The sequence below is a fragment of the Aureispira anguillae genome (assembly GCF_026000115.1).
Classification (GTDB): domain Bacteria; phylum Bacteroidota; class Bacteroidia; order Chitinophagales; family Saprospiraceae; genus Aureispira; species Aureispira anguillae.
The window spans coordinates 4147260-4162376 of the sequence record NZ_AP026867.1 but is presented as its reverse complement, the minus strand read 5'-3'; the positions used below and the strand labels follow the sequence as shown (position 1 = coordinate 4162376).

Below are 15117 nucleotides of genomic sequence, written 5' to 3'. Positions count from 1 at the left end.
AGACTAGTCATAATAAGTAAATTCTCGGATAATTACTTCTTGAACATCATCGCCTAAATAATGAAGACGCTGAGTCCAATTTCCTTTTTTATCGTAGGTGTAAGTATAAGAATGGTTGCGTTTTCTACCATCATAAGTTGTAATGATTTCTCGTATAATATCGCCTTGTTCGTTGACTTTAAATAAGGATTGAGTAGCTTGTTCTCTACAACGCTTCCGTATATCATCATAATGATAACTCAATTCTTCTTTTATTTGCCCCTGTGCATCATAAGTTTTTGTGATTTGGCAAGGGACATGGGCAGGATGCTTTTGTTGGCTATAGGCAATGTTAGTTGCATTCCCATCCGAATTAACTTCCAAATCAATGTGGAAGTTGACCGAGCTATCAATAAGAATAGAAGTGATTGATTTCTGGGCGCCATTTTTATCAAGTTGATACAACCAATAAGCTTGGGGATGTTCTACTTTGTTAGCAACTTCTATTGTTTCATTGATCCAGATAGAGTCTCCTTGATATAGGTATTTCATCCAGAGCATAGTATTGTTGTTGTTGTAGATGGCACTATTAATAATGAGCCCCTCCTCATTAAAACGAGTAAAACTTTTTTTAGCATTGCTCTTTTGCATTAAATCTTGATAACTAGGATAGTTTAGTTCGTCAATTTGCTGAACTTTGTCTTTTAAATTCATTCGTTGCCAATCGTTAAACTTTTTGGTTTTTTCGGTGCAACTTATTAGGTGGGTCGTTAGTATAATACAGATTAAGCTATAAAAAAAGTAATTGTTCATCATCAAATTTGGTTATATTTAACTTATGATTGTACAGCCCGTTTGTGTGGAATACAATGTTGCTTGTTAATTTCACGTATAGTTTATTACATTTATGCGAGCGTTATCAAAGAACCAAAAATATAAAAAAGCATTTGGTAACGGGATGCCTCCTTCATTTTTTTGCGGAGTAATGGAAATAAATGACCCAATTTATTATTTGTACAATAAGCATTATGTAAGTAAATTTATTAAGGGCATAAAAAATGACCGTTAACGAAGATTGGGAAATGATTTCTGCGAAGCTTTGCGTCCGAATTTGTTTGGCGTAGCATTCAAACAAATTCAGCAAACAAGCAGCTAAAATCATCCAATCGAAGTGTCTGGTCTTGATTTTGGTTCTTTTATCAAGAAAAGAACAACAAAAGATTTAAATAATCCTTTTTGTAAAAAAATCAAAAAATAATTTGACTATTCCTTTGTTATTCTATTTACATAACCTTTAATAATTGCACTGAATTTTATCAAATTTTTTATTCAGTCAAACTGTTGTATCTTTAACCCTATGCAAATCAAAAACTATTATTGTTATTTATGTTTACTATTGCTACTTGGAAACACCCAAATATTGGCTTGTAATACCAGTGAACATCATTCTGTATTGAACCACTATAATCATGCTAAAAAAATATTTGAAGGCAAGGCTATACGGGTGGGAAAACTGCACCAAAAGAAACTTTCTTTTGAAGATAAGGAGACAGGACTTAGAAGTATTTTTGTAAAATTTGAAGTAATTAAAAACTACAAAAATACATTGGTAAAGGAAGAGTTAATAATAGGGGTACAACCTGGTTTATATGCCGATTTTAAGGCTGGAGAACGCTACTTAATTTATGCCAATGAAAAAGTAGGCTATGATTTTTTGATATGTGAGAAAGGCTTTAATACCGCAGATCAAGAAGCAATCGATGTTCATCGTTTTCTTTTTCAAATTCCTGTTCATCATACGGGCTATCTGGTGGAATATTCTATTTTTGGTCGAAAATGGGCAGAGGGGATGCTAAAAGATGGCTTACCTGTAGGAGAGTGGAAATATTATTCTAAGAGTGGTGAATTGCAAATAAAAGGGCACTATAAAGCAGGAGAAGAGATAGGTGAATGGGAATATTTTTATCATACCAATGATAAGAGTTATTGCATTCTAGATCAAATTATAACAGGGGCTTATCATCAAAAAACAGGAACGTACCAGTTATTAGCAATGGACAGTAGTCTCACTGGCTTGTTCAAAAATCAAATCAAGTATATTGTAGGAGCAGATACTTTAGTAGAATATTTTTATTACAACAATCAGCTAAAACAGAAGAACATTGGCTATGAAAATGGCTTGCGTCACGGCATCGAAAAACGCTTTAATGAACAAGGAATTTGCATTAGTGTTTATCAGTTTCAACAGGGCAAATTAGAGGGTTCCTTTTGGGAGCTAAAGGAGCTAAGAGGAGAGAAGGAACGTTATCTAAAAGTGGAAGGTTCTTATCGGGCGGATAAAAAATACGATGAGCGGCACTTGTATTATGAAAACGATATTTTGGCTAGAACCAAGGAAGTATTAAAGAATGGTAAATTGCTTTGATGGTGGGCTAGGGTGGACTAACTTTATAAAAGATTTGAAGATTTGAAAAGTAGAAAGTGGTCTAACTACTAAGTTTTCAAATCTTCAAATCTAAAATCTTGGACTGGATGCTTTTCTAATCCAATTTTAAGACATCCAAGAATGCTTTTTGAGGTACTTGAACATTACCTACCTCACGCATTTTCTTCTTACCTTTTTTCTGTTTTTCAAGTAATTTACGCTTACGAGAAATATCACCACCATAACACTTGGCCGTAACATCTTTACGAAGTGCAGAGATGTTTTCACGAGCGACAATTTTGGCACCAATAGCAGCTTGAATAGCAATTTTGAACTGCTGTTTGGGCAAAATATCTTTTAATTTAGCACACATACGCTTGCCAAAAGCAACCGCCTTGGTGCGGTGAATTAAACTAGAAAAAGCATCTACGTTTTCGCTATTAAGCAAGACATCTAATTTAACCAAGTCCGATTGGCGATAATCCAATGGCGTGTAGTCAAAGGAGGCATAACCTCTAGAAATTGTTTTTAATTTATCATAAAAATCAAAGACAATTTCAGCCAAAGGTAACTCAAAGGTCAACTCTAAACGAGAAGTAGTTAAGTATTGTTGATTTTTTAGAATACCACGTTTTTCCATGCACAACTTGATAATGCCACCAATATATTCAGGTTTTGAAATGATTTGTGCTCGAATATAAGGCTCCTCTACATAATCAAGAATCGTAGGACCAGGCAGATCATTAGGCGTATTGATGGTTAGTTTTTCGCCTTTTTTGGTATAAGCAAAGTAACTAACGTTGGGCACAGTAGTCAGTACATTTTGGTCATACTCACGCTCCAAACGCTCTTGGATAATTTCTAAATGCAACATGCCTAAGAAACCACAACGGAACCCAAAACCCAAGGCAACAGAAGTTTCTGGTTGGAAAATTAAAGAAGCATCATTCAATTGCAATTTTTCCAAGGCATCTCGCAAATCTTCAAAATCATCATTTTCAATAGGGAAAATACCTGCAAAAACCATGGGCTTAACATCTTCAAAACCCTGAATAGCTTCTTCGCATTTGTTCTCTTGCAGTGTGATTGTATCCCCAACTTTTACTTCCTTAGAATCCTTTGTTCCTGTGATGACATAGCCTACATTTCCTGCTTCTACCATTTCTTGAGGCACCTGATCCATCTTTAAAATACCAATCTCATTGGCAAAGAAATCGCTTTGGGTATTAAAAAATTGAATGGCATCATTCTTTTTTAGGCGGCCATTAAATACACGGAAATAAGCGATTACCCCACGATATTTGTCAAACATAGAATCAAAAATCATGGCTTGAAGCGGTGCTTCAGGATCTCCTTCAGGGGCAGGGATACGCTCAATAATAGCTTCAAAAATATTTTCTAACCCTAAGCCCGTTTTTCCACTGGCCAAGATAATATCTTCTAATTCGCAGCCCAATAAATCAACAACTTCTTCAGACATTTCATCAACCATAGCCGAAGGCATGTCAACTTTGTTGAGTACTGGAATAATTTCTAAATCGTTTTCTAACGCTAGGTATAAATTAGAAATGGTTTGGGCTTGTACCCCTTGTGCCGCATCTACTAATAGCAATGCTCCCTCACAAGCAGCAATAGAACGAGAAACTTCATATGAAAAATCAACATGACCAGGAGTATCAATCAAATTAAAGATGTATTCTTCTCCTTTGTGTTGATAATTGAGTTGGATTGCATGCGACTTGATCGTAATACCACGTTCTCGCTCTAAATCCATGTTGTCCAATGCCTGATCTTGCATTTTTCGCTCAGAAATGGTTTGTGTCATTTCTAACATACGATCGGCTAAAGTAGACTTGCCATGATCAATATGAGCGATGATGCAAAAGTTTCTAATATTCTTCATTTATTTTTAATTTCTTTTTAATTCTTAACAGTTTGCAAAAATAGGGCTTTATCTTGGTATTACAAACTTTAGACAAGCACTTAGTCTTTAATTTGTAATTATAAGTAATGAAGGAAACTAATGATTGTAAATTTAACGCATAATCATACTTACCAACATTGAATTAATTATTCTTGGTTATAAAACGGAGCAATAAAATAGGATGGCTTTTATTTTGAAGACAGATAATCGAATATTTTATAGAAAATATCAGACTTACCAAAGTGCAGTTTTTTGTATAGAAAAATAAATTATTACCTTAGCTACGTTCATTGAATGATTTTATAGAAAATCTAATTTTTTAACAACTTCAATATAAAACTTATTATAATGGTTGATAATATATCATGGCAAGATGCCTTAAGTCGATTAAAGAAAGGAAATGCTAATTTTGTAGCCGATCATTTGGATGGCAAACTTCAAAATTCTTCTCGTCGAGGTGAGCTAGTTTCTGGACAAGCTCCCTTTGCTATTGTTTTAAGTTGCGCAGATAGTCGTGTTGTTCCTGAATTGGCTTTTGATACTGGTTTGGGAGAGTTGTTTGTTATTCGTGTGGCGGGTAACGTAGCCAATACTTCTACCATTGCTAGTATAGAATATGCAGTTGCTCATTTAGGAGTTAACTTAATTGTCGTAATGGGACATGAAAGTTGTGGTGCGATCACTGCTGCTTTGGATGGGGGAGATAATGGGTATAACCTTAATCATTTGTTGGGGCATGTGACACCAGCAATGAATGCATCAGAAGACAAAGATGTCAATGCAGTAGTGAAAGTAAATGCACATTTGACCTGCAAGCAAATTTTGTCTCGTTCTGCAATTATTGAAGAGGCTACCAAAAAGAAAGACATTAAGATAATCCCTGCTTTTTATAATTTGGGAAGTGGTGTGGTTGACTTTATACAGGACTAATACGATAGTACTAGTACCCGTTTAATAAAAATCTCTAGGATTTGTTGATACTCTATTCAGCTTATTTTAGAGATTTTTTTGTGCCCTTAAAAAAGAATCCAATTAGTTGATTTTTTTTTATGTGAAAAAAATGTAAATTTTTTTCCAACCATTTATAGTTTTTCTTGTCAAGGGGGTGAAATGTAAGTAAACATTTTATTTTTATTACAAAATAGCGACACATAGCCAAGCGTTGTTTTTGTCCGTTTTGGCAACTTTTAAACTAATTATGCTTTTATATACTTTGATATAGTCCATTCCCAAGACTTATTAAAGCCCCCCTTACAAATTCTAAATTTGTAGGGGTTTTGTTTTTTTAGGGCGACAATAATTTAAATGGATCAATAAATTAAAAAAGTGGTTCTTTGACAAATTGTGTGACAAGCACTAACAAAGGGTAAGCTTTCTGCTACTACGTGGTTTAGAAGAAAGTTTATAGGTAGTAAGTCGTATGTTTAGTCTCTGTTAATACAGGACTTACGACTTACGACCTATAACTTATAACAAAAGTAGTAATAAGAGAGCCGAGTTGTTTAATATTCTACACGATATGTCAAAGAACGAAAAAAGTAATTGCATGAAAAAATTAGAGAACCAAGTGCGCCCCAGTACTTTTCTGTTCCTATTATTGTTTATGGTATTTGGTTATCCAGAAAGCAAGGCTCAAACATTGGGAACGAGTGTAGTAACATCTGATCTTGAAGGGTGGTTTTTTGCAGGAATACGTCTTAAAATACACAAAAAGTGGACAATTGAGTTAAAGGAAGAGTTTCGATTTAAAAAGAATATTTCTGAGCTAGATCAGTATTTTACAAATTTAGATGTAAAGTATGCTCCTATTAAATTTTTGCAGTTGGGAGCTGGATTTAGATTTACTCAAATGGAAGAAGGCGAAGGAACATATTCCCCTCATTATCGTCTTCATTTTGATGTTGCTTATCGACACAAAATCAGCAGACTATCATTTAAATATCGATTGCGATATCAATTTAGAGATGAAATAGGAAAAACAACAACAGAGGGGGATTACCTTAAGCACCGTTTTCGTTTGCGAGCAGGAGTTGGTTATAATATCAAAAAGATTCCATTGGAACCCCAACTCTCTGTAGAATTATTTAATCAATTGGAAAAGTATCAGTTGCCTGTATTTGATAAATTGAGATTTACCGCTTCTTTAGCCTATGATTTTAAGAAGTTTGGAAAGGTGAAGCTGTTTTATAGGGTTGAACAAGAGCTTTTTGTGAATTACCCTAAAACAACAGGAGTTCTAGGACTAGGTTATATTTATACCATCAAAATCAAAAAAAAGGACAAGTATGAAAAATAAATTTCAAGCGTTTGTTATTATCGTAGGTTTAAGCATTGTTTTTTCTTCTTGTTATAAGGAAACTTTTGTTGCAGCAGGAACAGGTTTAAGCGATTGGTCTTCAGCTTCTCATTCGGCTTTAGCAATACCCGATTATGACGTTGTATTTGACCAAACAAAAGTCAATCGGGTAGATCTTGTTATTGATGCTAGATATTGGGCAATTTTATCTTCTAATATAAATGATATTTATGGCAGTGGAACATCAGGAGGCGGCAGACCTGCTGGTGGACCAGGAGGAGGGGGCGGTTTTTCGGAAGAGACACCTATTTATGTTCCTTGTAGTTGGTTTTTTAACGGAAAGGAATGGTACAATGTAGGGATTCGTTATAAAGGAAACTCTAGCTTGAGCTCTGGTTATCAGTCAGGAAACGGAAAACTTCCTTTTCGAGTTAAGTTTGATTATTACGAAGATGAATTTCCTGAAATAACAGGGCAAACCTTTTATGGATTTACGGATTTGTCTTTGAGCAGTAATTATGATGATCCCTCTTTTATGAGGGAGAAAGTGGCTACAGATTTATTTCGAGAATTTGGCGTTCCAGCCCCTCAAACGGCTTATTATCAACTTTATATTGATTATGGAGAAGGACCTGTTTATTTTGGTTTGTATACCTTTGTAGAAGTGGTATTTGATACCATGCTTGAAAAGCAATTTGGGAATAATACAGGAAATTGTTACAAACCTGATGGCAATGGAGCAGCATGGTCTACTTCTAATTTTAGTCTAGCCGATTTTGAAAAGAAAACCAACGAGACGAATAGTGATTGGTCTGATATTCAAGCTGTTTATGATGCTTTGCATGCCCCCTCTAGGACAGCAGATACTAGTTTGTATAAAGCAAATTTAGAAGCAGTTTTTGATGTAGACTTGTTTTTAAAATATTTGGCAGTGAATACAACGATTCAAAATTGGGATACTTATGGACGAATGACGCACAATTATTATCTCTACAACAACCCTTCTACCAACTTAATAAGTTGGATACCATGGGATAACAATGAAGCTTTTCAAGATGGAAAGATGGGAGGATCACTATCTTTTGAGCTAGACGACGTAGTTGAAAAAGATTGGCCATTAATCGCTTATATTGCTAATATACCTAGTTATCGGGCTCAATACAATGCTTATATACAGGATTTTATTAATACGACATTTGAACCTAACAAAATGCAGACACAGTATAATGGTTTAAAAACAATAATTCAAGCATCTGTTAATAAGGAGGTTAGTGGTTATACTTATTTGAAAGGAGCCAATGATTTTGACAATGCTGTTACCGAAATTATTAACCATACCTCAACGAGGTATACGGCGGCAGATTTATACCTAAATTAAAAATCAGTTAATCCTATACTTAATGGAAAAATAAAGCTTGTTATAGGCTAAATAAGCTAGTAATTTTAACGATAAGTCATCCCGAATTTTTCGAGGGTGACTTTTTTAGTAGCTTGAAAATTAGCTTGTGATAGCATGTATTTATGATTGTTAAATGAATGAACAAAGGAATAATACACTTATGTTAAATTTTAAATTGAGAAGTATTGTTAGTATATGAAATTGATTTTTTAGTAAACAAAACAATATTATATGCAACCTTTTGTGAAAAATGAAATAAAAATATTTACTAAGTTGTCACTTTGTTTAAGGTTCAGAAAATGAATGAGTTAACTATTGTTTGTTACTTTTGTTTTAAGATTCAAAAAATCCCTCTTCTTGTTTAAGTTATAAAAAAGCTTTGATCTTAGTTGTTTTTTTTCTAATTTTATAGCCATCAAAAAATAAGGACTGCTATTTTTTGATGCTTTTCCCTTCAAAACACAAAATTTTATAGTGTTTTAATCCATGATTGTGAAAAAATATTTTTAGTATTAAAATATTTTTAATAAGTTTGAATTGAACTTTTTTTTTATGCTAAGAGTTTAACTAAATTATCTAATAATCAAATCTAAACTTTTACTTCACTCTTGTCAAGGAGCGAAGTAGGCTTTTATGCTAAGCCTCTAACTAAATTATTTAACAATAAGATTTAAGCTTTTATTTTTCTTCTATTTATTAAAGGAAAGAGGAGAAGATACTCTTATAACAGTATAAATGATTTTTGTTTGAGATAGAAAACACACACATACTTGAATTGCTTTTGGAAGTGAACTAAAAAAATGTAATGTAGCTGGATGTAACAACCATACCTACAATACATTAGCTATCTGCATGCCTATTTTGAGCATTAGAGATAGTTTATAGTCTATATATCATTTAAATTTAAAATTCTAGAGGAGCTGGTTGTCTATTTTGGACAAAAGAGGAAAAACGTACGAAACTAAATTTTACTAAATATACTCCTTCAAATGAGAAGCCTGCTTCTTCATTAAGGATATTCCTATGCGCCATATATTAAGTAATTCTTTTTTGTAACATCATATCTCAAATTTTTATGAAACACTTTTACCCCTTTAAAGGAATAATGATTTTTGTCGTTATCCTGCTTTGCTCTTTGTCCACTGCTGTAGAAGCATCCCATATTCCTGGAGCAAACATCACCTACACTTGCAACCCAGCTAATCCGCTGGAATATACCTTTACTTTAACCGTTTTTCGTAGATGCCCTGGAACACATCCAGCAACAATGTCAGGATTTAGCCTAACGAATGATTGCGGATTGACCAACCCTACTATACCAACATTTAATCAGGTGGGGGTAGCACAAGATGTAAACCAATTGTGCGCTTCTGTAACCAGTAATTGTTCGGGAGGAACTCAACCAGGAGTTTGGTTGTACACCTATGAGGCAACAATTACTCTACCTGCTAACTGTGATGGTTGGCATATGGCATATAGCTTGTGTTGTAGAGACGCTTCTAGCAATATGTCAGGAGGGTCGGGGAATACCATGTATACCTCTACAACCTTAAATACAAGCACTGCTCCTTGTAATAATTCTCCAACTGTTACATCAGCGCCTATTCCTTATGCTTGTACGAATACTCCTTTTAGCTACTGTTTAACAACAGCAGATTTAGAAGGCGATAGCGTGTATTTTAGAATGGTGGCCCCTGGCAATGCAGGAGGAACACCAATTTCTCATTTGGCGGGCTTTTCTGTTAATTCTCCATTAACTAATTTTGTTTTGGATCCATTAACAGGTTGTTTTACCTTGAATGAACCTAATGTTGGAAACTATGTAGTAGCAATTGCAATAGAAGAATATGATGCAGCAGGCAACTTAGTTTCAGAAATAATTCACGATTTCCAAATACAAGTAATTAACTGTACGAATACACCACCAAGTAACCCTATAGGTAGCATTACCAATGTTTCGGGAAGTGGATCACAAACAGGACCAAACGGAATGGCTGCTTGTTTGGGGGAGTCGTTCTGTTTTGATGTCACCTTTGAAGATTTAATAGATATTAATGATACTGTAACCATTTCAACGGATGGGCTAACTCTATTTCCAGGAGCTACCTTTACACAAACTGGTGTAAATCCCGTAACAGGGACTTTTTGTTGGACTGCTGTGCCTGGTAATACAGGAACAATTGTAACATTTAATGCAGAAGATAATGGCTGTCCAGTAAGAGGGACAAATAGTTTTGGAGTAACCATAGATGTTATTCAAGGAGTTTATGCTGGACCCGATGTTAGCGTTTGTAACGGAGTACCTGTACAATTGAATGCAACAGGAGGTTCTGTCTTTAATTGGACACCAGCAGTAGGGTTGAGTTGTACGAATTGCCCTAATCCCGTTGCTAATCCTCCTGTTACCACAACTTATACCGTAACAGGAGCCCTAGGAGGGGGATGTAGCAATACTGATCAAGTAACAGTTACGGTAGAAAATGTACCGCCAACAGCGACGATTTCAGGAAATGTAGGAATTTGTGGTTCAGGATCTAATACACTTACCGCTACTGGAGGATCTATGTTTTTGTGGAGTACAGGAGAAACCACGGCTTCTATCACCGTTTCGCCTACAAGTACAATGGACTATAGTGTAATTGTAACTAATTTTTCAGGTGGCTGCGAAGCATACGATACGGCAACGGTTGTTGTTGGTACAGCGGTCACACCTAATTTATCAGACATTACAATTTGCAATGGTTCTTCTACAACCTTAAGCGCAAATGGAGGCGGAACGTATGCTTGGAGTACAGGGGCAACTACATCAGATATTACTGTAAGCCCATTGGTTACAACGACTTATTATGTGACGGTAACCTTAGGAACTTGTTCTGCTATTGATACAGCAGTAGTTACAGTAACCCCAACTTCGGGACCTGTAATGAATTGCCGAGCGGATACAACCGTGTCTATTTGTAATTCTGTTGTAACATTTAATACTCCAATTGCCTTAGATTATTGTGCCGCATCTCCTTGTGTATCTAGCCCAATTGCAGACGTTTTATCTGCTTTTAATACCAATGGAGTAACAATTGCTGGTAATATCCCAAATGGTTTTAATATGACAGATGGGATAACAGGAACTTGTGTTAGTGATGGAGGAAGTGATATGTACGATTGTGGCAACCAGTTAAATACTAATTTGGCGACCTTAATACCTTATACAGGTGGATCTATCAGTACCCATGCTGGATTTGGTGGTGGAAGTTATTTTACCCATAAAGCAAACAATCTTTGGATAACAGTAGCCGATTTAAATGGGGTATCTAGTTTCTTTACCACAGGAAATAACGGAGCCGATGGTAGTGGAACCGCCAATGGATTTACGTACACGGTTACAGTAGGTTGTATGGACTATTATGTATTTGTAAAACGAATCAACGGAGCATCTGATCCATCGATTAACCATATTTATATCATTCCAGACAACGGAACTTCACCAGCTCCAACGCATACTTTTGCAACCAACACCAACGACGATTTACATACCTTATCCAATTTAGATAATTTTGACCGCTTATATTATTTGTTGTTAGCTGGTGCAGGTGGATATGCTTATACCAATGCTGAAATTCAAGCAGCAGTAGTTGACTTTTTGACACAAGCCAATCCAACAGGAGGGGGGACAGCTCAAGCGCCTGTTACTCAAATAGCAGGTTTGCCAAGCGGCTCGACTTTTCCTGTAGGAACAAATACGATTACTTTTGAAGCAACAGGTACTGGCGGAACATCAACTTGTAGTTTTGATATTATTGTACAACCAGGGACTGGACCTGTTATTAATTGTCGCCCTGATACTACAGTGTCTGTATGTAATCCAGTTGTATCTTTTGTAAATCCTATTGCTTCAGATCCTTGTAATCCTGCTTGTACTTCTGCACCTCTTGCAGATATATTGTCAGGTTTTAATAGCAATGGAGCAGCCGTTGCCAATAGTGTCCCAAATGGTTTTAATATGACAGATGGGATAACAGGAACTTGTGTTAGTGATGGAGGGAGTGATATGTACGATTGTGGCAACCAGTTGAATACTAATTTGGCGACCTTGATACCTTACACAGGCGGATCAATCAGTACCCATACTGGCTTTGGTGGTGGAAGCTATTTTACTCATAAAATAAATAATCTTTGGGTAACAGTAGCCGATTTAAATGGAGTATCTAGTTTCTTTACAACGGGAAATAACGGAGCAGATGGTAGTGGAACTGCCAATGGATTTACGTACACGGTTACAGTAGGTTGTATGAATTATTATGTGTTTGTAAAACGAATTAATGGCGCATCCGATCCATCGATCAATCATGTTTATATTATACCAGACAACGGAACTTCACCAGCTCCAACGCATACTTTTGCAACCAACACCAACGACGATTTACATACCTTATCCAATTTAGATAATTTTGACCGTCTATATTACTTGTTATTAGCAGGTACAGGCGGATATGCTTATACCAATGCAGAAATTCAATCTGCTGTGGTTAACTTTTTGACACAGGTAAATGCTGCTTCTGGCGCAGCAGGTGCTCTTACTGTTACTCAAATAGCGGGATTGCCAAGTGGTTCAACGTTCCCTGTTGGAACCAATACGGTAACTTTCCGTGCTACTAGCAGTATTTCTGGTTTATCAACAGATTGTAGCTTTGATGTTGTTGTACAACCTGCTCCAACCGCAGGAATAACAGGAACCACAAGTGTTTGCTTAGGTTCTAGTACTACCTTAACAGGAACAGGAGGAGGAACTTACGCTTGGAGTACTGGCGTAACAACACCTTCAATTACGGTTTCTCCAACTACTCCAACGACCTATCAGGTAACGGTAACCGATAATTTGGGTTGTACTAGTGTTGCGAATACAAATACTACCATAAGCACGACCTCAACAGCACCAACCTTAAGCCCAATGGCAGGTACATATTGTCCCAACACGACCTTGACCTTGACCGCATCAGGAGGAACTAGTGGAGCAGGTGCAGCGTTGCACTGGTATACTGGACCCAATGGTTCTGGAACTTGGTTGGGATCAGGAACAAATTTGAATATAGTACCTACGGCTAACTCAACTACCTATTATGTTCGTAGAGAAGGAACGTGTAATACGACCGCAGATGATCAAGTAACCGTCAATTTAAAAGATTATGTTTATGCTTTGAATGGCGCTACAACAAATGATTATTGCACGGATAATGCTGGTTGGCATCACTTTTTTAATGGCAATGAGATTATTTTATCTGTGAGGGGAGATTTGACAGGAGCACAACCCAATCACCCTATAATCCAAATATCAGACAACCCTGGCCATTTCCAACGTAGTCTTGGACCTTTTACGCCTGCTTCTTGTGCAGCTAGTGGTCTTACCCCTGGCGAAGAACAATTTGAAATGGAGCGTAGTTGGAATGTCAACTTTGGAACAACGGGCTTAAATCCTCCTTATGAGGTTCGTTTTTACTATGAGCCTGCTGAGCGTACAGCAGTAGAAAATGCAGCCATCAATCACATGGCGAATTATTCAGCTTGTGGCTATTCTTATAAGTATGCAACACCATTAGGTTGTTATTTCTTTAAGAATGTAGGTTCTAATTATACCGCACCAGATTATGATGGTTTACATCTAAGTGCTACCAATGGTACGACTGCAAATGGGATCAACTATAGTGAACTTGGAGGTATTGCAAGTTTCTCTGGTGGATCATTAGGGGTAACCTTAGTGCCGAATAATTTATTGGCAGTAAAATGGTTGTACTTTGATGGAGAAACGGACAATAAAGTAAACCACTTGCGTTGGGCAACGGAGTCAGAAGAAAATACACAGCATTTTAATATCCAACGTAGTAGAGATGGAGTTAATTTTGAAACCATTGGAATGACAGCTGCACAGGGAAGTTCAACAACAACGACCCATTATACTTTTGATGATGTTAATCCATTTGAAGGAGATAATTATTATCGATTGGAGCTGGTTGAAATGGATGGTAAAACGAGCTTGTCAAATACTATTTTGCTAGTTATTGCATCGGATGATTTGGGGTATAGTTTTTATCCTAATCCAACCAATGATATTGTTTATTATCAATATGAAGCATTAGAAAAAGAAAATCTTGAAGTAGAGGTATTGGACGTTTTAGGTAAGCAGGTTGCTACCATAAATGTAACGAGTGAACTAGGAATCAATAGTATTCCTGTTGATTTATCGACTTACCCTAGTGGTACTTATATGGTTCGTGTACACAACAAGCGAACTGCGCAGGTGCATACTTCAAAAATTATTAAAAGTAAATTATAAGAAATTGCCAAAATAGCGTATTTATTAATAAGCTTTCAGGATTAGTTCTTGAAAGCTTATTTTTATAAGGGGCTTAATTATAGGAGGCTTGAAAATCATTTAGTTAGTATTTTTGGATTATTATATTTTTTTTATAAATTGTATAAAACTCCAAGTAAAAGCTCTCCCCCGAAGCTAAATTTTATCAAAAACTGACTTCTTGATAGAGGTCAGTTTTTCTTTTCATAAGGAGGATAACAAATACCAAGGATGAAAATAGAAATCATAAGAGGCGATATTACAAGCTTAGATGTTGATGTTATTGTTAATGCTGCTAATACTTCTTTATTAGGAGGAGGAGGTGTAGATGGGGCAATACATAGAGCTGGGGGAAAAGCTATTTTAGATGACTGTATAAAAATTAGGAACCGCCAAGGTGGTTGTAAGGTTGGCGAAGCTGTTATAACAACAGGAGGAAATTTAAACGCAAAATACGTCATTCATACCGTAGGTCCTAGATGGAACAATAATCAGTCTGATGAGCCTCTATTCTTAGCAAAATGTTATAACAGTGCGCTTTTTTTAGCAGAAAGTAAGCAACTATCTAGCATTGCCTTTCCTAATATAAGTACGGGGATTTATCGTTTTCCCAAGGCTAGAGCTGCCCAAATTGCAGTAGAAACGATTCAAGCCTATGATTTTCAATACATAAAACGAGTCATTTTTGTTTGTTATGATAATGAAAACTATCTTTTATACAAACGCCTACTCAATAAAAACTAAGAACCTG

Annotated in this window: 8 protein-coding genes; 6 read left to right on the top strand and 2 right to left on the bottom strand. The window is 36.0% G+C overall.

Going from position 1 to position 15117, the window contains the following annotated elements; translation table 11 throughout:
• Positions 1 to 3: 3 nt before the first annotated feature.
• Positions 4 to 693: a hypothetical protein gene (locus AsAng_RS16360; protein WP_264788180.1), complete on the bottom strand. Its 690-nt coding sequence runs from the start codon at positions 691 to 693 to the stop codon at positions 4 to 6.
• A gap of 643 nt (positions 694 to 1336) precedes the next feature.
• Between AsAng_RS16360 and AsAng_RS16355 the strand changes: the two genes are divergently transcribed.
• Entirely contained in the window at positions 1337 to 2404 is a 1068-nt protein-coding gene (locus AsAng_RS16355) for a toxin-antitoxin system YwqK family antitoxin (protein WP_264788179.1), read from the top strand.
• 115 nt (positions 2405 to 2519) lie between these two features.
• Here the strand turns inward: AsAng_RS16355 and lepA are convergent, their stop codons facing one another.
• Complete coding sequence (gene lepA, locus AsAng_RS16350) at positions 2520 to 4307, bottom strand: translation elongation factor 4 (protein ID WP_264788178.1); 1788 nt, start codon at positions 4305 to 4307, stop codon at positions 2520 to 2522.
• A gap of 369 nt (positions 4308 to 4676) precedes the next feature.
• On the opposite strand from lepA, the gene AsAng_RS16345 reads away from it, so the two are divergent.
• The 5 genes from AsAng_RS16345 (at position 4677) to AsAng_RS16325 (ending at position 15110) form a co-directional block, all read left to right on the top strand.
• On the top strand, positions 4677 to 5258 hold the full coding sequence (locus tag AsAng_RS16345; protein ID WP_264788177.1) for a carbonic anhydrase: 582 nt from the start codon (positions 4677 to 4679) through the stop codon (positions 5256 to 5258).
• 616 nt (positions 5259 to 5874) lie between these two features.
• On the top strand, positions 5875 to 6624 hold the full coding sequence (locus tag AsAng_RS16340) for a DUF2490 domain-containing protein (RefSeq protein WP_264788176.1): 750 nt from the start codon (positions 5875 to 5877) through the stop codon (positions 6622 to 6624).
• Positions 6614 to 8002: a CotH kinase family protein gene (locus tag AsAng_RS16335; RefSeq protein ID WP_264788175.1), complete on the top strand. Its 1389-nt coding sequence runs from the start codon at positions 6614 to 6616 to the stop codon at positions 8000 to 8002. Before AsAng_RS16340 ends, AsAng_RS16335 begins: the two co-directional genes overlap by 11 nt.
• A gap of 1096 nt (positions 8003 to 9098) precedes the next feature.
• Positions 9099 to 14348, top strand: coding sequence for a T9SS type A sorting domain-containing protein (locus tag AsAng_RS16330; RefSeq protein WP_264788174.1), 5250 nt, complete (start codon positions 9099 to 9101; stop codon positions 14346 to 14348).
• A gap of 249 nt (positions 14349 to 14597) precedes the next feature.
• On the top strand, positions 14598 to 15110 hold the full coding sequence (locus AsAng_RS16325; protein WP_264788173.1) for an O-acetyl-ADP-ribose deacetylase: 513 nt from the start codon (positions 14598 to 14600) through the stop codon (positions 15108 to 15110).
• Positions 15111 to 15117 lie beyond the last annotated feature (7 nt).